General features: G+C 68.7%; 22 protein-coding genes and 4 tRNA genes. 22 read left to right on the top strand and 4 right to left on the bottom strand.

Annotation, left to right across the window (positions count from 1 at the left end; genetic code table 11):
- Nucleotides 1–9 precede the first annotated feature (9 nt).
- Both QFW96_RS10780 and QFW96_RS10775 read right to left on the bottom strand, forming a co-directional pair.
- Nucleotides 10–91, bottom strand: a tRNA-Tyr gene (locus QFW96_RS10780).
- Nucleotides 92–165: 74 nt separating this feature from the next.
- Complete coding sequence (locus QFW96_RS10775) at nucleotides 166–474, bottom strand: hypothetical protein (RefSeq protein ID WP_281455425.1); 309 nt, start codon at nucleotides 472–474, stop codon at nucleotides 166–168.
- A gap of 71 nt (nucleotides 475–545) precedes the next feature.
- Between QFW96_RS10775 and QFW96_RS10770 the strand changes: the two genes are divergently transcribed.
- Entirely contained in the window at nucleotides 546–794 is a 249-nt protein-coding gene (locus tag QFW96_RS10770) for a hypothetical protein (protein WP_281455424.1), read from the top strand.
- On the opposite strand, the gene QFW96_RS10765 is transcribed toward QFW96_RS10770, so the two are convergent.
- Nucleotides 778–1,188 (bottom strand): TIGR03668 family PPOX class F420-dependent oxidoreductase, encoded by a 411-nt coding sequence (locus tag QFW96_RS10765; protein ID WP_281455474.1) that lies wholly within the window; start codon nucleotides 1,186–1,188, stop codon nucleotides 778–780. The genes QFW96_RS10770 and QFW96_RS10765 overlap by 17 nt on opposite strands.
- A gap of 28 nt (nucleotides 1,189–1,216) precedes the next feature.
- Here QFW96_RS10765 and QFW96_RS10760 point away from each other — a divergent pair, with 28 nt between their 5' ends.
- The 12 genes from QFW96_RS10760 (at nucleotide 1,217) to rplA (ending at nucleotide 9,780) form a co-directional block, all read left to right on the top strand.
- A complete protein-coding gene (locus QFW96_RS10760; RefSeq protein WP_281455423.1) occupies nucleotides 1,217–2,191 on the top strand; it encodes an alpha/beta hydrolase in 975 nt (324 codons plus the stop codon).
- 315 nt (nucleotides 2,192–2,506) lie between these two features.
- On the top strand, nucleotides 2,507–5,134 hold the full coding sequence (locus QFW96_RS10755) for a putative bifunctional diguanylate cyclase/phosphodiesterase (RefSeq protein ID WP_281455422.1): 2,628 nt from the start codon (nucleotides 2,507–2,509) through the stop codon (nucleotides 5,132–5,134).
- A 132-nt stretch (nucleotides 5,135–5,266) separates the two neighbouring features.
- Nucleotides 5,267–5,339: transfer RNA gene (locus QFW96_RS10750), tRNA-Thr, on the top strand.
- 102 nt (nucleotides 5,340–5,441) lie between these two features.
- Nucleotides 5,442–5,517: transfer RNA gene (locus QFW96_RS10745), tRNA-Met, on the top strand.
- 64 nt (nucleotides 5,518–5,581) lie between these two features.
- Entirely contained in the window at nucleotides 5,582–5,746 is a 165-nt protein-coding gene (rpmG, locus tag QFW96_RS10740) for a 50S ribosomal protein L33 (RefSeq protein WP_132621563.1), read from the top strand.
- 197 nt (nucleotides 5,747–5,943) lie between these two features.
- Nucleotides 5,944–6,393 (top strand): FAS1-like dehydratase domain-containing protein, encoded by a 450-nt coding sequence (locus tag QFW96_RS10735; RefSeq protein ID WP_281455421.1) that lies wholly within the window; start codon nucleotides 5,944–5,946, stop codon nucleotides 6,391–6,393.
- Nucleotides 6,390–6,815 (top strand): MaoC family dehydratase, encoded by a 426-nt coding sequence (locus QFW96_RS10730; RefSeq protein WP_281455420.1) that lies wholly within the window; start codon nucleotides 6,390–6,392, stop codon nucleotides 6,813–6,815. The genes QFW96_RS10735 and QFW96_RS10730 overlap by 4 nt, the downstream gene beginning before the upstream one ends.
- A gap of 178 nt (nucleotides 6,816–6,993) precedes the next feature.
- Nucleotides 6,994–7,066: transfer RNA gene (locus QFW96_RS10725), tRNA-Trp, on the top strand.
- A 30-nt stretch (nucleotides 7,067–7,096) separates the two neighbouring features.
- Complete coding sequence (secE, locus tag QFW96_RS10720) at nucleotides 7,097–7,471, top strand: preprotein translocase subunit SecE (protein ID WP_281455419.1); 375 nt, start codon at nucleotides 7,097–7,099, stop codon at nucleotides 7,469–7,471.
- 79 nt (nucleotides 7,472–7,550) lie between these two features.
- The gene (gene nusG, locus QFW96_RS10715) at nucleotides 7,551–8,390 is read left to right on the top strand and encodes a transcription termination/antitermination protein NusG (protein ID WP_281455418.1); all 840 of its coding nucleotides are present in this window, start codon (nucleotides 7,551–7,553) and stop codon (nucleotides 8,388–8,390) included.
- Between the two features lie 154 nt (nucleotides 8,391–8,544).
- A complete protein-coding gene (gene rplK, locus QFW96_RS10710; RefSeq protein WP_281455417.1) occupies nucleotides 8,545–8,979 on the top strand; it encodes a 50S ribosomal protein L11 in 435 nt (144 codons plus the stop codon).
- Between the two features lie 93 nt (nucleotides 8,980–9,072).
- A complete protein-coding gene (rplA, locus tag QFW96_RS10705; protein ID WP_281455416.1) occupies nucleotides 9,073–9,780 on the top strand; it encodes a 50S ribosomal protein L1 in 708 nt (235 codons plus the stop codon).
- Between the two features lie 198 nt (nucleotides 9,781–9,978).
- On the opposite strand, the gene QFW96_RS10700 is transcribed toward rplA, so the two are convergent.
- A complete protein-coding gene (locus QFW96_RS10700) occupies nucleotides 9,979–10,770 on the bottom strand; it encodes a hypothetical protein (protein WP_281455415.1) in 792 nt (263 codons plus the stop codon).
- 300 nt (nucleotides 10,771–11,070) lie between these two features.
- Here QFW96_RS10700 and rplJ point away from each other — a divergent pair, with 300 nt between their 5' ends.
- The 9 genes from rplJ (at nucleotide 11,071) to QFW96_RS10655 (ending at nucleotide 20,076) form a co-directional block, all read left to right on the top strand.
- The gene (gene rplJ / locus QFW96_RS10695) at nucleotides 11,071–11,586 is read left to right on the top strand and encodes a 50S ribosomal protein L10 (RefSeq protein ID WP_281455414.1); all 516 of its coding nucleotides are present in this window, start codon (nucleotides 11,071–11,073) and stop codon (nucleotides 11,584–11,586) included.
- A gap of 131 nt (nucleotides 11,587–11,717) precedes the next feature.
- Entirely contained in the window at nucleotides 11,718–12,104 is a 387-nt protein-coding gene (gene rplL, locus QFW96_RS10690; RefSeq protein WP_093414235.1) for a 50S ribosomal protein L7/L12, read from the top strand.
- A 479-nt stretch (nucleotides 12,105–12,583) separates the two neighbouring features.
- The gene (locus QFW96_RS10685; protein WP_281455413.1) at nucleotides 12,584–13,858 is read left to right on the top strand and encodes an ABC transporter ATP-binding protein; all 1,275 of its coding nucleotides are present in this window, start codon (nucleotides 12,584–12,586) and stop codon (nucleotides 13,856–13,858) included.
- Complete coding sequence (locus QFW96_RS10680) at nucleotides 13,855–14,643, top strand: MlaE family ABC transporter permease (protein ID WP_281455412.1); 789 nt, start codon at nucleotides 13,855–13,857, stop codon at nucleotides 14,641–14,643. The genes QFW96_RS10685 and QFW96_RS10680 overlap by 4 nt, the downstream gene beginning before the upstream one ends.
- A gap of 22 nt (nucleotides 14,644–14,665) precedes the next feature.
- On the top strand, nucleotides 14,666–15,505 hold the full coding sequence (locus tag QFW96_RS10675; protein ID WP_281455411.1) for an MlaE family ABC transporter permease: 840 nt from the start codon (nucleotides 14,666–14,668) through the stop codon (nucleotides 15,503–15,505).
- Nucleotides 15,502–16,845 (top strand): MCE family protein, encoded by a 1,344-nt coding sequence (locus QFW96_RS10670; RefSeq protein WP_281455410.1) that lies wholly within the window; start codon nucleotides 15,502–15,504, stop codon nucleotides 16,843–16,845. The genes QFW96_RS10675 and QFW96_RS10670 overlap by 4 nt, the downstream gene beginning before the upstream one ends.
- On the top strand, nucleotides 16,842–17,909 hold the full coding sequence (locus QFW96_RS10665; protein ID WP_281455409.1) for an MCE family protein: 1,068 nt from the start codon (nucleotides 16,842–16,844) through the stop codon (nucleotides 17,907–17,909). Before QFW96_RS10670 ends, QFW96_RS10665 begins: the two co-directional genes overlap by 4 nt.
- Entirely contained in the window at nucleotides 17,906–18,886 is a 981-nt protein-coding gene (locus tag QFW96_RS10660) for an MCE family protein (RefSeq protein WP_281455408.1), read from the top strand. Before QFW96_RS10665 ends, QFW96_RS10660 begins: the two co-directional genes overlap by 4 nt.
- Nucleotides 18,883–20,076, top strand: a complete 1,194-nt coding sequence (locus QFW96_RS10655; RefSeq protein WP_281455407.1) for an MCE family protein — start codon at nucleotides 18,883–18,885, stop codon at nucleotides 20,074–20,076. The genes QFW96_RS10660 and QFW96_RS10655 overlap by 4 nt, the downstream gene beginning before the upstream one ends.
- Nucleotides 20,077–20,116 lie beyond the last annotated feature (40 nt).

Raw genomic sequence — 20,116 nt, 5'->3', positions numbered from 1 at the left:
TCCTGCTTGTGCCGGGTGGAGGATTCGAACCTCCGAAGGCAATGCCGGCTGATTTACAGTCAGCTCCCTTTGGCCGCTCGGGCAACCCGGCGTGCTCGCCAGCGTGCTGGCTTGCGGGAAAAAGCATACAGACCGCTTCGCGGGATGTTCCGGCGGGGTCCCGGGTCAGGTTTCCTCTGGGTGGAAGACCAGGTCGTCGGCTTTCGAGCGGCCTGCGGTGAGGGTGTTCCGGGACGTTTCGTCGAGGGCGTCGGGGAAGTCCGGGCCTGCTGCCTTGATCAGGACCATGAGGCGTTTCGCCAGGCCCCTGGCCTGGGTGAGGCGGATCTGCGGTTGGGTCAGCAGGGCCAGGGACTCCTGCAGCATCGCGCGGTAGCGGTCGTTGAGGTCCGCGCGGGAGTCGAGGAGCTCCAGGGCTCGGGTGAGGTCCGCGAGGTCCTCCGTCGGGACCTGGACGTGGTACGGGTCGGGCACGGGGCGACCCTACTGGTGGCCGGACGCCGCGGATGGTGCTGATGAGCGCTCCGCCGGGTTAGCGTGGACGCATGGCCATCGATCGGGCGGGACGGGCGAAGCGGCGCGCGGAGCTGCGGGCGGCCCAGCCCGAGCCCAAGCCGGAGCCCTCCCGCGTCGGCTCCGTGGCGATGGAGGTCGAGGGGCTGTTCAACGTGGGCGTCAAGCACCAGCTCGACCACCTGGCCTGGGTCGAGGTGGCCAAGGAGGACGAGCGCGAGTCCGGGGCCGGGCCGCTGGATCTGGACTCCGACGTCGTGCGCCTCAAACCCCAGAACTAGCCCAGCCGGTCCAGCGGTCCACGCGCACCGCGATCAGCGCGCCTCCCGGGGGTTTCCGCTGGTACTGCGGGTACTTCGCGATCAGCGCGTCCAGCAGCGGGTGCTCCTGGAGGATCTCCGCCGTGCCGTCGGCGCGGGCCCACCACAGCTTCGACCAGTCCTCGTCGTAGCCGTCGACCAGGACCGATACCAGCGGGTTCTCCTCGATGTTGCGGATCCGGCGCAGCTCGCGCCCCGACTTCGGCTTCCAGTCGACCGCGGTGATCAGCTCATCGCCCGCGGCGGCGAGCACGATCGGCACAACGTGCGGCCTGCCCGCGGCGTCCGCGCTGGCCAGCCGGGCCACCCTCGCCGCGGCGATTCGATCACGTGCCTGCTCTCGGCTGATGCGCATGGTCACCCGGACTCCGTATGTTCGAGGTGTGCCTTCGAGCGCTCCATCCACCCCAGGGTCCGCCACCGACGTCGGCCCCGGCTACCGCGACCACCTGCACTGGCAGCGTTACCAGGCGTTCTTCCCGGGCGCGCTGCGCCTGAGCGCCGACAACGCGCCCGACGAGCAGTGGTGGCGGTGGCGCGGGCTCAAGGTGCACGTGGACCGAGTCGACCGCCCCGACGCCCCCGCCAAGGTCATCGCGCTGCACGGCGTCGGCACCTACGGCCGCATGCTCGCGCCCTACGGCAGGCTGCCCGCGCTGGCCGACCTGGAGTACATCGCCCCCGACCTGCCCGGATTCGGTCTCACCGGCGCCCCGCTGCTCGGCGCGACCTACGCGGACTGGCTGGACTGCGTGCGCGACCTGGTGCGCTGCGAGCGGGAACGCGACTCGCGACCGATCGTGCTGCTCGGCGTGAGCACCGGCGGCAGGCTCGCCTACGACGTCGCCGCGACGACGCAGGTCGAAGGCGTCATCACCACCTGCCTCGTGGATCCCAGCCGCGACGAGGTCCGGCGGGTGCTGGCGGCGCGGCCCGAGATGGCTCGCTGGTCCGGGCTGCTGTCGCTGGTGCGGCCGCCGCTGTCGGCGGCGCGGGTGCCGGTGCACTGGCTGGTCAACATCGCCGCGGTGTCCAACCAGTCCCAGTACGCCAACCTCGTGTGGGCCGACGAGCTCGCCGGCGGTGGCTGGCTCTCGCTGCGCTTCGCCCGCAGCTGCCTGGCGACCGCCCCGGCGCTGCCGCCGGAGCGCTTCACCGGCACGCCGCTGCTGCTCGCCCACCCCGACGAGGACCGGTGGACGCCGCCGCTGCTGTCGGAGGCGTTCTTCGACCGGATCGCCGCGCCGACCCGGTCGGCGGCCCTGCGCGGGGCCGGTCACCTGCCCGTCGAGGAGTCCGGGCTGGCCGACCTCGACCGTGCTGTGCGTGACTTCCTGGACGAGTTCGATCTCCAATGATGACCTCTTGTGGTCAGACCGAACACGTACCGTTACCAGCGTGTGGTGTTGTTGCGGTGATCCTCACAAAGTTGTTCACCGGCGCCGCTGAGCGCAAGCGTATCTTCCGATTCCACTTGATCGGTTCAATCTTCGCAGGTCAGAGTGCTTCTGGCGGAACGAAGAACCACGCCACCCGCCGGTTGAACTCATCTGATGCGTGCATCCGGAGTGCCCTGGCGCGACCATTCGACCCTGGCCATCCGTGCTCTCGTGCGTCACGATCGGCGGACGGACACATGTGGTACGGCCGTATCGCCAGCGGGAGGAGCGTGGATGATCGAGCGTCACCGCTCCCTTGGTCCGCATTCCGGTCTGGAACCAGCCAGGCCTCCGGTCAGAGCCGAAGTGGATCCGGTCCGACGCCGGACGTTCGCGATCTTCTCGTTCGTGGTGCTGGCGGCGGGCATCCTCGTCTCGCTGCTCACCGCGGGCGGCTCGCCCGGGCGGTACAGCCCTGAGCTGCTGTTCATCGGCCCGCTGCTGGCGGTCGGGTTCCTGCTCGCCGAGCAGCTGACCATCGACGTCGACGTCAAGCGCGTCGGCTGGACGATCTCCTTCACCGAGATCCCGCTGCTGCTGGGCCTGCTCACCGCGCCGTTCGAGGTCGTCCTCGCGGCGAACCTGCTGGCCGGGCTCGGCGCCCAGGTGGGCAGGCGCGCGGCGACCCACGTCGTCTACAACGCCGGTGTGCTGTGCCTGGAGATCGCGGTGCCGTTCGCGGTCGCCAACCTGGTCAACGCGGCCCTCGTCGGCGTCGCCCCGGACTGGTTCGGCCCGGTCCTGGGCACCCTGACCTCGCCGCTGATCAGCTGCGGCTTCGCGCTGGCGGCGCTGACCGTGCTCGGCGGTGCGATGAAGGTCGCCGCCGGTGCTCGGCTGGCCGGCCGCACCCTCGCCGTCGGTCTCCTCAACACCTCCGTCGGCCTCATCGGCTACGAGGTCGCCATCGGGACCCCGTGGGGCTGGCTGCTCGTCGGCCTCGTCGCGGTCGCGGTGATCGGCCTCTACCGCGCCTACTCCGACCTGCTGCGCGAGCAGCGCGACCTGGAGGCGCTCAGCGACGTCAGCCTCAGCGTGGCCCGCTCCGGGCAGGGCGCGCCCGCCGCTCCCGACCCCGTCGGCGAGCAGGCCGTGCCGGTGGGCGAGTGGGAACCGGTCGCCGAGCGGATCCGCGAGCAGCTCAACGCCACCCGGGTCGTGCTGCGGCTCCGGCTGGACCCGCGCGGTGAGGTCACCACGCTCGTCGCCGGTGAAGCCCTGCCGGACGCCGCGGTGCAGGCCGCGCCCGACGCGCTGCGCGACGACCCGCTGCTGCAGCTGCCGGGCAGCCACGTGCGGTCCTTCCGGACCCTCGAAGCGCCCGAGGAGGTGCGCCGCGTGCTGCGGCAGCGCGGCGCCTACGAGGCGCTGGTGGTGCCGCTGCGCGGTGCCAGCCAGCTGCTCGGCGCCGTCGAGGTGCACGACCGGGTCAGCCGCTGGCGCGGGTTCGGCCGCGCCGACGTGCGCCTGCTGCACACCCTGGCCAGCCACCTGGCCACCGCGATGGACAACCGCAGGCTGCTCGCGCGACTGCGGCACGACGCCTACCACGATCCGCTGACCGGGCTGCTCAACCGCACCGGCTTCCGCGAGATCTCCGGTGAGGAGCTGCGCAGCGGCCGCGCCGCCGTGGTGCTGCGGGTCGACCTGGACCTGCTCACCACCGTCAGCGAGGCGCTGGGCTACACCTGGGGCGACCGGATGGTCGTCGCCGCAGGGCAGCGGATGCGCGAGGCCCTCGGCGACGCGCCGCTGGCCCGCCTGGAGGCGAACTCGTTCGCGGTGCTGCTGCTCGACCACACCGAGGAGCAGGCGCACGAGGTCGCCGTGAAGCTCTGCGACGTGATCGCGATGTCCTACCCGCTGGACCGGATCGTCGTCGAGGCCGCCGGGGTCGCCGGCTACGCCTCGTCCGACCCGGAGGACGGCGAGGCCGAGACCGACGTGGACACGCTGCTGCAGCACGCCGACGTGGCGGTGCGGGCCGCGCGCAACGGCGAGGACGGCGTCCGCTGCTACGCCCCGGCGATGGGGCAGGTCTTCCTGCGCCGCTTCCAGCTGGTCACCCAGTTCCGGCAGGCGCTGGACACCGGGCAGGTCGAGGTGCACTACCAGCCCAAGGTGGCGCTCCCGGAGCGCCAGGTCGTCGGCGCCGAGGCGCTGGTGCGCTGGTCGCACCCGGAGTACGGGCGGCTGGATCCGGACGAGTTCGTGCCGCTGGTGGAGGCCACCGGCCTGGTCGACGCGCTCACCGCGTTCGTCATGGAGTGCGCGCTGATCAAGATCCGGCAGTGGCTCGACCGGGGGCTGCGGATGTCGGTGGCGGTGAACCTGTCGGTGCGCAACCTCGCCGACGAGACCTTCCCGGACCGGGTCGCCGAGGCGCTGGAGCGCCACGACATCCCGCCCGAGCTGCTCACCCTGGAGCTGACCGAGTCCAGCGTGATGGCCGACAAGGAGCGGTCCCTGCCGGTCCTGCGGCGGCTGCACGCGATGGGCGTGGTGCTCGCGGTGGACGACTTCGGCACCGGCTACTCGTCCCTGGCCTACCTGCGGCAGCTGCCGGTGGACGAGGTCAAGATCGACAAGAGCTTCGTGCTGGGCATGGGAACCGATCTCAGCGACCTGGCGGTCGTCCGCACGATCGTCGAGCTCGGCCACTCGCTGGACCTCGCGGTGGTGGCCGAGGGCGTCGAGGACGACGCCGCGCGCGATCAGCTGGTCGGCATGGGGTGCGACGTGGCCCAGGGCTACCTGATCTCCCGCCCGCTGTCCGAGGAGCGCTTCGAGGCGTGGTTGCAGGCCCGCACCAAGCGCGACCGCGGCAGCCGCGAGGAGACCGTGCTCACACTCCTGCACTGATGACCCGCGTAACCCGATCCGGTGGGGCGCTGGCTGAAAAGGCGGCAGTGACCTGCGGTTTCACGAAAAGGTACCCCCCTGTTCGCAGGGGTTCGGGCGGTGTGTAAAGTTCTACCCGTTCCGCAAGGAAACGCCCCAATAGCTCAGTCGGCAGAGCGTCTCCATGGTAAGGAGAAGGTCTACGGTTCGATTCCGTATTGGGGCTCGAAAGACAGCTGCGGTGCTCGGTAAACTGGGTGCTGTGGCTGTTTTGCGTGGGATATCCTGCGTCGCTTGAGGCAACCGGTTCACACCGCGTCCTCGGCATGGCGGTGTAGCTCAGTCGGTAGAGCAAGCGGCTCATAATCGCTGTGTCGCCGGTTCAAGTCCGGCCACCGCTACCAGTCACGGGTTCGCGAGGATCTGTCCAGCGAACCGCCCAGTAACGACCGAGAGAAAGGCACCCCCGTGGCCGCCACCGACGTTCGACCCAAGATCACGCTGGCGTGCGAGGAGTGCAAGAACCGCAACTACATCACCAACAAGAACCGGCGCAACAACCCGGACCGGTTGGAGATGAAGAAGTTCTGCATGAACTGCGGCACGCACAAGCTCCACAAGGAGACCCGCTGACACCAGCGGTTCCTTCGCGAACGCCTTCGAGAGCCCGTTCCCTCATGGGGACGGGCTCTTCTCGTTCTCAGGACGGGTCAGTGGCCAGTGGTCCTGCTGCGTGGCGGCCGCTCAGAACCCGCGGCGGTGCCGGCGCCTCAGGCGGTGGAGGAGAAAGTGGCTCCGCCGCTTCAAAGGCGACCGGGTAGCCTTCCCGCGTGCCGCTCGACCAGTCATTCATCGGACGTGAATACCCGCCCACCGAGCCCTACGAGGTGGGCCGGGAGAAGATCCGCGAGTTCGCCCGCGCGATCAAGGACGACTCCCCGCTGCACGTCGACGTGGACGCGGCCAAGGCCGCGGGATACCCCGACGTGATCGCGCCGCCGACCTTCGCGGTGATCCTCTCGATGGCCGCCCAGGACCAGATCGTCGAGGACGACCAGCTCGGGCTCGACTACAGCCGGGTCGTGCACGGCCAGCAGGACTTCGTCCACCACCGCCCGATCCGGGCCGGTGACCGGCTGGTGACGGTGGCGCACGTGGACGACATCAAGACGCGCGCGGGCAACGACTTCCTGACCGTCCGCGCCGAGATCGCCACCACCGACGGCGAGCCGGTGTGCACCGCCACGTCGATGTTGGTCGTGAGGGGGCCTGAAGCGTGAGCCTGAAGCTGTCGGAGATCTCCGTGGGCGACCAGTTGCCGGGGCTGAGCGTGCCGCTCGTGCGCTCGGACCTCGTCCGGTACGCGGGGGCCTCGGGGGACTTCAACCCGATCCACTGGAACGAGCGGTTCGCCACCGGCGTCGGCCTGCCCGACGTGATCGCCCACGGGATGCTCACGATGGCCGTGGCCGGGCGGCTGGTGAGCAACTGGACCGGCGACCCGGGCGCGATCGTGCGCTACGGCGTCCGGTTCACCCGGCCGGTCGTCGTCCCGGACGACGACGAGGGCGCGACGGTGGAGCTCAGCGGCAAGGTCGCGAAGATCAACGACGACGGCACGGTGAAGGTCGGCATCACCGCGAAGTCGGCGGATCAGGGCGTGCTCGGCGGGGCGTCCGCCACGGTGCGTGTCGCGGCGTGACACCCTGCGCTCACCAGCGGCGAAGTCGTCTTCCCGCCAACACGGGGGGTGCCGTTGGAGGAGCGTTCCGGTCGTGCCGTACACTTTCGAACCTGGGATGCCCGAGCACCTTGGAACCCCGAGTTCCAGGGATGGTCAAGGGCGTCCCGACTTTGCGGTCGGGCTCCACGGGCCGCAGAGGGGTGTAGCTCAATTGGCAGAGCAGCGGTCTCCAAAACCGCAGGTTGCAGGTTCAAGTCCTGTCACCCCTGCGTCGATGCGACGGTGAGCGGAGGATGGTCGTGAGCGAGGACCGCGAGCAGGGCCAAGACGGTGAGCGCGAAGGCGCACGTCCGTCCAGCGCTGCGGCGCGGCGCGAGCGTCGTGCCTCCGCCCGTTCCGGGTCGGACTCCGGTCCGGCGCGCACAACTGAGTCGAAGGGTCGGCCGACGCCCTCGCGGGATGGCCGGCAGGGTCGGGTTTCGCTGTTCCGGAAGATCGGACGCTTCCTGCGCGAGGTCGTCGCCGAGCTGCGTAAGGTCATCTGGCCGACGCGCAAGCTGCTGATGACCTACACGCTCGTGGTGCTGGTGTTCGTCAGCATCATGGTGGCGTTCGTCGCCGGCGTGGACGTGCTCTTCGCGAAGGGCGTGGGCTGGCTGTTCGGCACTGGCTGAACCTCCGGGCCCGCCTAAGTGGTGCCGGCGGCGAAATGACGACCCGGCACGCAACGCACGAGAGGAAGCGAGACCGACTGTGACCTCGCACGAGGAGACCTCCCAGGAAGCCACCGGCCTCACCGACGAGCAGGTGCAGCCCGAGGCTGCCGAAGCCGAGGCCGCGTCCGTCGAGGCTGAAGAGGCCGGCGCAGTCGATTCCGCGGACACCGACTCCGCCGATGAGGCCGGTGACACCACCGACGCCGACGCCACCTCCGAGGAAGCCGACTCCGAGGACGCCGCTGACGAGGCCGAAGAAGCCGACCCGGTCGAGGAGCTGCGCGCCGCGCTGCGCCGCGCGCCCGGCGACTGGTACGTGATCCACTCCTACGCGGGCTACGAGAACAAGGTCAAGACCAACCTCGAGACCCGTGCTCAGACGCTCGACGTCGAGGACTACATCTTCCAGGTCGAGGTGCCGACCGAAGAGGTCACCGAGATCAAGAACGGCCAGCGTAAGATGGTGCAGCGCAAGGTGCTGCCCGGCTACATCCTGGTCCGGATGGATCTCAACGATCAGTCATGGAGCGCCGTGCGCAACACGCCGGGTGTGACCGGATTCGTCGGTGCGACCTCCAAGCCGTCGCCGTTGACCATTGACGACGTGCTGAAGTTCCTCGCCCCGCAGGTCGAGGAGAAGAAGCCGGAGGCGGGCAAGAAGGCCCCGAGCGGCCAGGCCGCCGCGGCGACCAAGACCGCGGTCGAGGTCGACTTCGAGGTCGGCGAGTCCGTCACGGTGATGGACGGCCCGTTCGCGACGCTGCCGGCCACCATCAACGAGGTCAACGCCGACGCCCAGAAGCTCAAGGTGCTGGTGTCGATCTTCGGCCGCGAGACCCCGGTCGAGCTCTCGTTCGACCAGGTCTCCAAGCTCTGACCGCTCTCCCGGTCGCGGGAGCGCGGCGGGCTGCGCGCGGACCTGGCAGGACCCGCGCAGCAGGGGCGATTCCACCGTCTCGTGGTCTCGCCAGATTCGGTGCCGCCTTCCGGCGTCGCCGAGCAACCGGATAGCGAAGACACAGGAAGCAAACATGCCGCCCAAGAAGAAGAAGCTGGCAGGGATCATCAAGCTGCAGATCCAGGCCGGCCAAGCCAACCCGGCTCCGCCGGTCGGCCCGGCGCTGGGTCAGCACGGCGTCAACATCATGGAGTTCTGCAAGGCGTACAACGCGGCCACCGAGGCTCAGCGTGGCAACGTCGTGCCGGTTGAGATCTCCGTGTACGAAGACCGGTCCTTCGAGTTCAAGCTGAAGACCCCGCCGGCCGCGAAGCTGCTGCTCAAGGCCGCCGGCGTGCAGAAGGGCTCCGGCGAGCCGCACAAGACCAAGGTCGGCAAGGTCTCCATGGAGCAGGTCAAGGAGATCGCCCAGACCAAGATGGAAGACCTCAACGCCAACGACATCGACCAGGCCGCGAAGATCATCGCCGGTACTGCTCGGTCGATGGGCCTGACGGTCGAGGCCTGATCCGCTGCCGGTCCCACCGGCGCGAGAGGGCAGTGGGAGGGCTCGCGCGGCCCGACCAACCACAACTGATCCACACTGACTTCAAGGACAGACATGGCACAGCGCAGCAAGGCATACCAGCAGGCGGCCGAGCTGGTCGACCGGGAGCGCCTCTACACCCCGGCCGAGGCCGCCGAGCTGGCGAAGAAGACCGCCAAGGTCAAGTACGACGCCACCGTTGAGGTCGCTCTGCGACTGGGCGTCGACCCCCGCAAGGCAGACCAGATGGTCCGCGGCACCGTGAACCTGCCGCACGGCACTGGTAAGACTGCCCGCGTCATCGTGTTCGCCACCGGCGACAAGGCCGCTGAGGCCGAGGCCGCCGGCGCGGACGCGGTTGGTTCCGAGGACCTGATCGAGCGCATTCAGGGCGGCTGGCTCGATTTCGACGCGGCGATCGCCACCCCGGACCAGATGGCCAAGGTCGGCAAGATCGCTCGGGTGCTCGGCCCGCGCGGCCTGATGCCGAACCCGAAGACCGGCACCGTCACCCCGAACGTCACCAAGGCGATCGCGGACATCAAGGGCGGTAAGATCAACTTCCGCGTCGACAAGCAGGCCAACCTGCACTTCATCATCGGCAAGGCGTCGTTCGACACCGACAAGCTGGTGGAGAACTACGCGGCCGCGCTGGACGAGATCCTGCGCGCCAAGCCGTCGGCGTCGAAGGGCCGGTACCTGAAGAAGGTCACCTTCACGACCACGATGGGCCCGGGCATCCCGGTGGACCCGGCCGCCACGCGCGCGCCGGCTTCCGCCTGACCGGAACACCGCATCTGAGAAAAGAGGGCGAGCGCTCGCTGGAGCGCTCGCCCTCTTTTTCTCGTTTTCCCGGGCGGGCTCAAGATCGATATCCCTTTTGCCCGGTCAATTGCCGCGGAAAACTTCTCGGCCCGGAAATGGTGACGGCGGGTGCCGAGCCGGACACTCGCGATTCACCCATTTCCGGGCCGGTGGAATTCACGGGCAGGCGGACGAGGTGCGGGCGTAGGCCGAGATGGTCCAACCGCCCTGCGGAGTCCTGGTGAGTTTGAACGTGCCGAGCTGCGGACCACCGGTGACTTGCATCCGGCAACCGAGCACCTGCGCTTCGGAACCGGCTTCGACGATCGCGTCGTGGCCGAATCCAGGATTCGCGTAGGCGTTGGGATCGGTGATCTGCGCGTGCACCGCCCGGGCGGCCGCGGCGCAGTCGCCGGGCGCGCCGTGAGCGCTGCCGAACCCGGCCTTGCCCTGGGCGTCGAACAGCGCGCAGGCCTGTTCCGGCGGCTCGGCGCGCAGGTAGTTGTGGACGCTGCGGATGGCCTGCTGCGGGTTCTGCGCGGTCATCGGAACCGCGTCCACCGGGGCGCTGCCGCCGGTGCCGCCGCCGCTCGACGAGCCGCCGCTGTCGCCGAAGTAGTGGTCGTAGGCCAGGTTCAGCAGGAGCAGGGCGATGAGCACGTAGAGGATCCGCCGGACCCACTTGTACCGGAGCGTCCCGAGAGCCTTCTTCCACCACGGCTTCTCGGGCTGCGGCTGCGGGGCGCTCGCTGCGCCGCCGCCCTGGGCGGCCTGCCACTCCTTGAACCGCTTGAACTCCAGGAACTCCTGGTACTCCGCGTCCTCGGCGGTCTTCGGCGCCTGGGGGCGCGGGGGCGGTTCCGGGGCCCGGTCGGTCTCGGCAGCCCGGTCGGTCTCGGCGACGTCGACGACCTCGGCGTCGACGATCTCGGGCAGGTTGTCGGAGCGCGGTTCCCGCTGATCAGCCACGCACACATGATGCCGGGCAGCGGGGGGTCGGTGGAAGCGCCCGCACCGGGTCCAGTACTCTTGAGGAGGTTCCACCCAAGACCGCTGGTCTTCCTCCACGCTCGGCGACGGGCCGCGAGGAACGAAGGTCCCGTGAGATGCGGGCGACCCGCGCAGGAGGTCCGAGGCTGGTGAAGCGCGTTTCGTGCGCGCGACATCGTTCTTCACGCCCCGTGCTGCCCTGCGCCGGGGCGTTTCGTCGTCTCAGGGCCGACTCTGACCGGCTAGGTCTGCCGCAGTCGGAAACAGAGAGGAGGCGACATGGCGAAGTCCGACAAGGTCGATGCGGTCAGCGAAATCGCGGAGAAGTTCAACAACTCCACCGCTGCCGTGGTGACCGAGTACCGCGGTCTCTCGATGGCTCAGCTGTCTGAGCTGCGACGCGCGCTCGGTTCGAACGTGAGCTACCGTGTCGCGAAGAACACGCTGGTCAAGCGTGCCGCCGAGCAGTCGGGCGTCGAGGGCCTCGACGACCTGTTCGTCGGTCCGACCGCGATCGCCTTCGTCGAGGGCGAGCCGGTCGACGCTGCCAAGGCCATCAAGGAATTTGCCAAGGGCAACCAGAACCTGGTGGTCAAGGGCGGGTACATGGACGGCCGCCCGCTGTCCGTGTCCGAGGTCGAGAGCATCGCCGATCTCGACTCGCGCGAGGTCACGCTGAGCAAGCTGGCCGGCGCGATGAAGGCCAAGATGAACCAGACCGCCGCGCTGTTCCAGGCGCCGGCGTCGCAGGTGGCTCGCATGGCCGCTGCCCTTCAGGAGAAGAAGGGCGAGTAAGGCTCTCCGCAGTCCGCAGTGGACGGTGCGTGAGAGCGCGCCGCCGAAGTGGGCCGCAGGAACGTCTTTCGCGCGAAACCCCTTCCCGGACGCCGCCGGTGCCCGGGCTTTGAGCAGAAAGGAACGCCGACATGGCGAAGCTGAGCAACGACGAGCTGCTGGACGTCTTCAAGGAGATGACCCTCCTGGAGCTGTCGGAGTTCGTGAAGCAGTTCGAGGAGACCTTCGACGTCACCGCCGCCGCCCCGGCCGCGGTCGCCGTGGCCCCGGCCGCCGGTGGCGAGGCCGCCGCCGCTGAGGAGCAGGACGAGTTCGACGTCATCCTCGAGGGCGCTGGCGACAAGAAGATCCAGGTCATCAAGGTCGTTCGCGAGATCGTCTCCGGCCTGGGCCTGAAGGAGGCCAAGGAGCTGGTCGAGGAGTCCGGCAAGGCCATCCTGGAGAAGGTCGACAAGGAGAAGGCCGAGGAGGCCAAGGGCAAGCTGGAAGAGGCCGGCGCCAAGGTCGTCATCAAGTGACCCTCTAGGACCGGTACTCACCTTGCTTGGCGGTGCCGGTAGCGGAACCTGACACGCCGGCTGGACTCCGTGCGCCACTCCTGATGTATGCCAATACACGGCGTCGCGGCGTACTCGCCAGACGACGTGTCAGAACCCGCGGCGGTGCGAGCTGCTTAGGTGGCTTTCACTGCTCGCGGCTCCGCCGCTTGCACAAGGTTTCATACCGGTTCTGGTCTGAGGACTCACAGTAAGAGAACGGGCACTCGCTGTTGCGGGTGCCCGTTCTCTTTTCCTGAGGACGGAAACAACCATCTTTTTTCGGACGTATGTCTGCGGGTCACTTGATTTGTAGTGAACTCATGAGTAACCCTGCTGCGTCGTGCTCGTTGCATAGGTGTGACGCCAACTACCTTCGTTAAGCGCGTCACATGTGCAAGGGTGCTTCTCCGGGGAATGTCGTCCCCGGAATCGGTGTAATCGAGGACGCGGAGGTTCGGATGGGCGTCGAGGTGGTTGTCGACGGGCTCTCGAAGTCCTTCGGCCCGCAGACCATCTGGCGGGACGTCTCGCTGAATCTGCCCCCGGGCGAGATCAGCGTGCTGCTCGGGCCTTCCGGCACCGGTAAGTCGGTGTTCCTGAAGTCGCTGGTGGGTCTGCTCAAGCCGGACGAGGGTCAGGTGATCATCAACGGAACGGACATCTGCACCTGTTCCGAAAGTGATCTCTACGAGGTCCGCAAGCTTTTCGGCGTGCTGTTCCAGGACGGCGCGCTGTTCGGTTCGATGAACCTCTACGACAACATCGCCTTCCCGCTCCGCGAGCACACGCGCAAGAGCGAGTCCGAGATCCGCAACGTGGTTCTCGAGAAGATGGAGATGGTCGGGCTCATCGGTGCGGAGGACAAGCTCCCCGGTGAGATCTCGGGCGGTATGAAGAAGCGCGCCGGTCTTGCCCGCGCTCTCGTGCTGGACCCGGAGATCCTGCTGTTCGACGAGCCGGACTCGGGTCTGGACCCGGTCCGGACCGCGGTGCAGAACCAGCTGATCGTCGACCTCAACGCGCAGATCGACGCGACGTTCCTGATCGTCACCCACGACATCAACACCGCGCGGACCGTGCCGGACAACATCGGCATGCTCTACCGCCGGAACCTGGTGATGTTCGGGCCGCGCGAGGTGCTGCTGACCTCCGACGAGCCCGTGGTCGTGCAGTTCCTCAACGGTCGTCCCGACGGGCCGATCGGCATGAGCGAGGAGAAGGACAGCGCGCTGGTCGAGGCGGAGCTGGCCAAGCACGGTCGGCCGAAGGTGCCGCACATGATGCCGCAGCTGGAGGTCAGCCCCGGGCTGCCGGACCGCTCCGCGGTGCACCGCCGCAAGGACCGCGTGCTGCGGCAGCTGCGCTCGCTGAACCCCTCGGCGCAGGAGGAGATCCTCAAGAGCCTGACGCCGGAGGAGCTGGCGCTCTACGGCTTCCAGTCCCCGGCGACGGGTTCGTGGCCCCAGCAGCAGGCCCAGCCGCAGCAGACCCAACCGCAGCAGGCCCAGCCGCAGCAGCGCCAGGCCCCGCCGCCGCAGAGCTTCCCGCAGCAGCAGCCCCAGGCCCAGCAGCCCCAGGCCCAGCAACCCCAGCCTCCGCAGCAGCAGCGGCCTTCGCCGCACCCGCGCCAGCAGGAGGAGCCGGTGTGGCCGGGCGGTCTGCAGGCGGAGCAGGAGACGGAGTCGGCGGGTGGCCGCCGGCGTTGGTTCGGCCGCAAGCGAGGTGAGCAGTGAGCGCGTCCCGGGTGCAGTTCCCCGGTGCCGGCGGGCTGCGCCAGACGGGCCGCCTGTTCGCACTCGGCATGGACATCGTGCGGGCCATGCCCTCGCGTCCGTTCCAGGTCCGCGAGTTCATCCAGCAGTGCTGGTTCATCGCCAGCGTCACGATCCTGCCGACCGCGCTGGTGTCGATCCCGTTCGGCGCGGTCATCGCGCTGCAGCTGGGGTCGTTGACCCGGCAGATCGGCGCGCAGTCGTTCACCGGTGCCGCGAGCGTGCTGGCGATCATCCAGCAGGCCAGCCCGATCGTGACGGCGCTGCTGATCGCCGGTGCCGGTGGCTCGGCGATCTGCGCGGACCTGGGTTCGCGCAAGATCCGCGACGAGATCGACGCGATGGAGGTGCTGGGCGTCTCGCCGATCCAGCGCCTCGTGGTGCCCCGGGTGCTGGCCGCGATGCTGGTGGCCGTGCTGCTCAACGGCATGGTCAGCGTCGTCGGCGTGATGGGCGGCTACACGTTCAACGTGATCATGCAGGGCGGTACGCCGGGTGCGTACATGGCCAGCTTCAACGCGCTGGCCCAGCTGCCGGACCTGTGGATCAGCGAGCTCAAGGCCCTGATCTTCGGCTTCCTGGCGGGAGTGGTGGCCGCCTTCCGCGGCCTGAACCCGCCACCGGGTCCGAAGGGCGTCGGGGACGCCGTGAACCAGTCGGTGGTGATCACCTTCCTGCTGCTGTTCGCGGTGAACTTCATCCTCACGACGCTGTACCTGCAGTTGGTCCCGCCAAAGGGAATGTGACGGCCGCCAGGGGAATGGGAACATGGTGACGATCTCGCAGCGCGCCAAGCGCGCGGCCCGACGGCCGGTGGAGCTGCTGGACGACCTGGGTGACCAGATGTCGTTCTACATCCGCTCGCTGGCGTGGATTCCGCGGGCCATCACCCGCTACTCCAGGGAAACGCTGCGCCTGCTGGCCGAGGTCAGCTTCGGCAGCGGCGCCTTGGCGGTCATCGGCGGCACGGTCGGCGTGATGATCGGTCTGACGCTGTTCACCGGCACCGTCGTGGGTCTGCAGGGCTTCGCGGCCCTGGACCAGCTGGGCACCTCGGCGTTCGCCGGCTTCATCTCCGCGTACTTCAACACCCGGGAGATCGCGCCGCTGGTGGCCGGTCTGGCCCTGTCGGCGACGGTGGGTTCCGGGTTCACCGCCCAGCTCGGCGCGATGCGGATCTCCGATGAGATCGACGCGCTGGAGGTCATGGGCGTGCCGAGCCTGCCGTACCTGGTGACCACCCGCGTGATGGCCGGGTTCATCGCGGTCGTGCCGCTGTACGTGCTGGGCCTGCTCACGTCCTACGTCGCGTCGCGGGCCGTCACCGTCTACCTCTACGGGCAGTCGGCGGGCACCTACGACCACTACTTCAACCTGTTCCTGCCTCCCGAGGACGTGCTGTGGTCCTTCGGGAAGGTCCTGATCTTCAGCGTGGTGGTGATCATGACGCACTGCTACTACGGGTACCGCGCCAGCGGCGGCCCCGCCGGGGTCGGCGTCGCGGTGGGACGTGCGGTGCGGACCGCGATCGTCACCACCGCGCTGCTGGACTTCTTCCTGAGCCTCGCCATCTGGGGCACCACCACGACCGTTCGGATCACCGGATGAGCGCGCAGGGAGCGGTCCCCAAGGTCAAGCGCAGGCTGATGGGTCTGGCGCTGCTGATGAGCATGGTCATGTTCGTCGTGCTGTGCCTGGCGTTCTACAACAAGTCCTTCACGTCCTCCTCGGACGTCATCCTCAAGGCCGCCTCGACCGGCAACCAGCTGCTGCCGGACTCCGACGTGAAGGTCCGCGGCATGGTCGTGGGCCGGGTCGTCGAGGTGAAGTCCGTCGGGAAGGGCGCCGAGCTGCACCTGGCGCTGCAGCCGGACAAGGCCGAGGCGATCCCGGCGAACGTCTCCGCGCAGCTGCTGCCGCGCACCCTGTTCGGCGAGCGCTACGTGGCGCTGGAGCTGCCCGACAAGCCCTCGTCGAAGACGCTCGCTGCCGGCGGCGTCATCGAGCAGGACCGCACGCGCGCCGGGCTGGAGCTGGAGACGGTGCTGGCCGACACGATGCCGGTGCTGCAGGCCGTCAACCCCGACGACCTGGCGGCGACGCTCAACGCGCTCGACCAGGCGCTGTCGGGTCGCGGTGACCAGGTCGGCGACACGCTGTCGCAGCTCAACACCTACCTGGACGGGTTGAACCCGGCGATCCCGGACCTGCGGGACAACCTCCAGGAGCTGGTCGGGGTCGCGCAGACCTACGAGGAGGCCGCGCCGGACGTCATCAACGCGCTGGACAACTTCTCCACCACGGCCCGGACCCTGGTGCAGCAGAAGCAGAACCTGCAGAAGCTGACCGGCCAGGTCACCACGACCTCCGGTGATCTGACGACGTTCCTCGACAACAACGGGCAGAACATCATCCGGCTCGCGGACGCGCAGCGCCCGACGCTGGACCTGCTGGCCCGGTACTCGCCGACCTACCCGTGCTTCCTGGGCGAGATGGCGGAGTTCGTGCCGCGCATCCGCCAGGCGTTCGGCGAGGGCACCGACGAGCCCGGCCTGCACGTGACGCTGGAGATCGCCCCGCACCGCGGCAAGTACCGCCCCAACCAGGACGAACCCGAGTTCGCCGACCACCGGGGGCCGCGTTGCTACAACTTCATGGAGCACCTGAACCCGATGCCGGAGTACCCGCCGGACGGTCCGTTCAAGGACGGCTCGGTCCCGCCCGCGCCGTCGCGCGCGGTGACCGGCGGCCTGAACCCGCCGGCGACCACCACCCAGCAGTCGACCCCGGCCGGTACCGCGACGCAGTGGGTGAACTCGCCCGCTGAGCGCGACATGGTGGCCACGGTGCTGGCCCCGGCCCTGGGCAGGCCCTCCTCGGAGGTGCCCGACTGGGGTGGCCTGCTCGTCGGACCGGTGCTGCGAGGCGCGGAGGTGAGCTACCGATGAACGGGATCAGCATTCGCGGACCGCTGACCAAGTTCCTGATCTTCGTGGTGGTCACCTCGCTGGCCACCGGCCTGCTGATCATGACCATCGCGAACCAGGACCTGCGCTCGGCGAGCTCCTACAAGGCCCGGTTCACCGACGTCACCGCGCTCAACGTGGGCGACGAGGTGCGGATCTCGGGCGTGAAGGTCGGCGAGATCGAGGACATCGAGCTGGTCGACAACAAGGTCGCCGAGGTCGAGTTCAACGTCGCCGACCGGCGCCTGCCCTCGTCGGTGACCGCGACCATCAAGTACCGGAACCTGGTGGGGCAGCGCTACATCGCGCTCGAACAGGGCGCCACGCCCACCGGCAACGGCGGCGCCGCCGCGGCCCCGGGTCGCACCGTCCGAGGTGGGTACCTGGCGCCGGGCGAGACGATCCCGCTGGACCGGACCAAGCCCGCGCTGGACCTGACGGTGCTGCTCGGCGGTTTCAAGCCGCTGTTCCAGGCGCTCAACCCGGACGACGTCAACAAGCTGTCCTACGAGATCATCCAGGTCCTGCAGGGCGAGGGCGGCACGGTCGAGAGCCTGCTGTCCCACACGGCGTCGCTGACCACCACCATCGCCTCCCGCGACCAGGTGATCGGCGAGGTCATCAACAACCTCAACGGCGTGCTCGACACCGTCAACGCCCGCGACCAGCGGCTCTCCGAGCTGGTGGGCCAGCTGCGGCAGGTGGTGTCCGGGCTCGCCGAGGACCGCGACTCCATCGGCAGCGCGATCACCGCGATGGACGGGCTGACCAACACCACCGCCGGGCTCCTGCGGGACGCCAGGCCGGGGCTGCAGGCCGACATCGACGGTCTCGGTCAGCTGTCGCAGAACCTCAACGGCCACGAGCAGCTGGTGGACCGGGTGCTGCACAACATGCCGAACAAGCTCGAAAGCCTGTCCCGCACCGCCTCGCACGGGTCGTGGTTCAACTTCTTCCTGTGCCAGACCTCCGGCAACGTCGGCGTCGGCGACATCAACCTGCCGCTGCCGCTGACGCCCGTGACCCAGCCGAGGTGTCAGCGATGAGTTCCTTCTCCCAGCGCGATCCGCTCAAGATCGGCGTCGCCGGCATCCTGGTGCTGGTGGTGCTGTTCCTGCTGGCCGCGAACTACGAGCGGTTGCCGTTCATCAGCGGCACCACCTACACCGCGGAGTTCTCCGAGGCCGCGGGCCTGCGGGCGGACAACGAGGTCCGCGTCGCGGGCGTGAAGGTCGGCTCGGTCTCCGACGTCGAGCTCAAGGGCGACCGGGTGCTGGTCAGCTTCCGCGTCTCCGACGCCGAGCTGGGCGACCACACCACGGCGGCGATCAAGGTCAAGACGCTGCTCGGCCAGAAGTACCTGGCGCTGGACCCGCAGGGCTCCAAGCCGATGGACGAGGACCAGCCGATCCCGCTGAACCGCACGATGTCGCCCTACGACGTCATCGACGCGTTCAGCGACCTGTCCAAGAACGTCGACCAGATCGACACCCAGCAGCTCGCCAAGAGCTTCGAGACGCTGTCGAGCACGTTCAAGGACACCCCCGGTGAGGTCAGCGGCGCCCTGAACGGGCTCTCCCAGCTGTCGCAGACGATCTCGTCGCGCGACGAGCAGATCGAGCACCTGCTCAACAACACCACGCAGGTCTCGCAGCAGCTCGCCGACCGCAACGAGGACTTCGAGAAGCTGCTCTCCGACGGCAACCTGCTGCTGCAGGAGCTGCGGGCGCGCCGCGACTCGATCTCCTCGCTGCTGACCGGCACCCAGGAGCTGTCGCAGCAGCTGACCGGTCTGGTCGACGACAACCAGGCCCAGCTCAAGCCGACGCTGGAACAGCTGGACAAGGTGACCAAGATGCTGCAGCGCAACCAGGCCAACCTGGACAAGAGCCTCAACACCTTCGCCCCGTTCACGCGGCTGTTCTCCAACGTGCTCGGCAGCGGGCACTGGTTCGACACCTACATCTGCGGTCTGCTGCCTCCCGCCGTCGGGCCGATCAACCAGGAGGGTTGCAAGCAATGACGAACGCACCCTCGAAGAGCTCCAACCTCGCCAAGATCCTCACCATCGGGATCGTGGTCGTGCTGCTCGGCGCGGTCGGCGGCTGGTGGCTGTTCTACGGAGCGGCCGAGCGCAAGGTCACCGCCTACTTCGACGCGGCCGTCGGCCTCTACCCGGGCGGCGACGTGCGGATCCTCGGCGTGCCGGTCGGCACCATCGACGAGGTCACGCCGCAGGGCAAGCAGGTCAAGGTCGTGCTCAGCGTGGATCGCGACACCGCGATCCCGGCCGACGCGAACCTGGTCGCTGTCTCGCCCAGCATCGTCTCCGACCGGTACGTGCAGTTCGCGCCGGTCTACAAGGGAGGCCCAAAACTCGGTGACAACGCGGTGATCCCGGCCGACAAGACCGCGACCCCGGTCGAGCTGGACAACATCTACCGCAGCCTCAACGACCTCACCCAGGCCCTGGGCCCCAACGGCGCCAACAAGAACGGCGCGCTGACCGACCTGCTCAACACCGGTGCCGCCAACCTCGAAGGGAACGGCAAGGCGCTGTCGGAAACCCTCCGCAACCTCGGCGAGGCGGGCACGACGATGTCCGGGAACAGCGAGGAGCTGTTCAAGACCGTCGACAACCTGCAGAAGTTCACCGGGATGCTGGCCGACAACGACGACCAGATGCGCCGGTTCAACACGCAGATGGAAGAGGTCAGCAGCAACCTCGCCGGCGAACGCAACGACATGAGCGCCGCGCTGGCCGAGCTGTCGGTGGCGCTGGGCAAGGTCGAGTCGTTCGTGCGCGACAACCGCGGGCTGCTGCAGTCCAACGTCAGCCAGCTGCACGACGTCGCCGCGGTGCTGGTCAAGCAGAAGGAAGCGCTCAACGAGTCGCTGACCACCGCGCCGCTGGCGATGAGCAACCTGAACAACACCTACAACGGCGCCTCCGGGACGCTGGACCAGCGGGCGATGTTCAACGAGCTCAACCAGCCGCCGCTGGTGTCGGTGTGCAAGCTGCTCGACCAGTCCACGCCGCAGCAGGTCCCGATCGAGGTCAGCAGCGCCTGCGACGCGCTGAAGCCGGTGCTCGGCGGCACCGAGAAGCTGCCGACGCTGGCCCAGACGCTCAACTCGGTGCAGAACGGCACGCTGCCGCCGTTGCCGCTGCCGCTGACCAACGGACTCCAGCCCGCCGGAGGTGGCCAGTGATCTCGCGGTTCGTGCGATCCGTGTTCAACCGCTCCTCCGC

The organism is Saccharopolyspora ipomoeae (genome assembly GCF_029952525.1).
In the GTDB taxonomy this organism is placed as follows: Bacteria; Actinomycetota; Actinomycetes; order Mycobacteriales; family Pseudonocardiaceae; genus Saccharopolyspora; species Saccharopolyspora ipomoeae.
The sequence above is the reverse complement of the archived record's forward strand: the minus strand, read 5'-3'. Positions and strand labels throughout refer to the sequence as shown.

What these genes read in the sequence shown, in the direction of transcription:
- rplL (WP_093414235.1), top strand. Translation starts at nt 11,718, where the DNA reads ATGGCGAAGCTGAGCAACGACGAGCTGCTGGACGTCTTCAAGGAGATG.
- rplJ (WP_281455414.1), top strand. Translation starts at nt 11,071, where the DNA reads ATGGCGAAGTCCGACAAGGTCGATGCGGTCAGCGAAATCGCGGAGAAG.
- QFW96_RS10655 (WP_281455407.1), top strand. Translation starts at nt 18,883, where the DNA reads ATGACGAACGCACCCTCGAAGAGCTCCAACCTCGCCAAGATCCTCACC.
- QFW96_RS10670 (WP_281455410.1), top strand. Translation starts at nt 15,502, where the DNA reads ATGAGCGCGCAGGGAGCGGTCCCCAAGGTCAAGCGCAGGCTGATGGGT.
- QFW96_RS10770 (WP_281455424.1), top strand. Translation starts at nt 546, where the DNA reads ATGGCCATCGATCGGGCGGGACGGGCGAAGCGGCGCGCGGAGCTGCGG.
- QFW96_RS10665 (WP_281455409.1), top strand. Translation starts at nt 16,842, where the DNA reads ATGAACGGGATCAGCATTCGCGGACCGCTGACCAAGTTCCTGATCTTC.
- rplK (WP_281455417.1), top strand. Translation starts at nt 8,545, where the DNA reads ATGCCGCCCAAGAAGAAGAAGCTGGCAGGGATCATCAAGCTGCAGATC.
- QFW96_RS10675 (WP_281455411.1), top strand. Translation starts at nt 14,666, where the DNA reads ATGGTGACGATCTCGCAGCGCGCCAAGCGCGCGGCCCGACGGCCGGTG.
- rplA (WP_281455416.1), top strand. Translation starts at nt 9,073, where the DNA reads ATGGCACAGCGCAGCAAGGCATACCAGCAGGCGGCCGAGCTGGTCGAC.
- QFW96_RS10765 (WP_281455474.1), bottom strand. Translation starts at nt 1,188, where the DNA reads ATGCGCATCAGCCGAGAGCAGGCACGTGATCGAATCGCCGCGGCGAGG.
- QFW96_RS10755 (WP_281455422.1), top strand. Translation starts at nt 2,507, where the DNA reads ATGATCGAGCGTCACCGCTCCCTTGGTCCGCATTCCGGTCTGGAACCA.
- QFW96_RS10660 (WP_281455408.1), top strand. Translation starts at nt 17,906, where the DNA reads ATGAGTTCCTTCTCCCAGCGCGATCCGCTCAAGATCGGCGTCGCCGGC.
- QFW96_RS10685 (WP_281455413.1), top strand. Translation starts at nt 12,584, where the DNA reads ATGGGCGTCGAGGTGGTTGTCGACGGGCTCTCGAAGTCCTTCGGCCCG.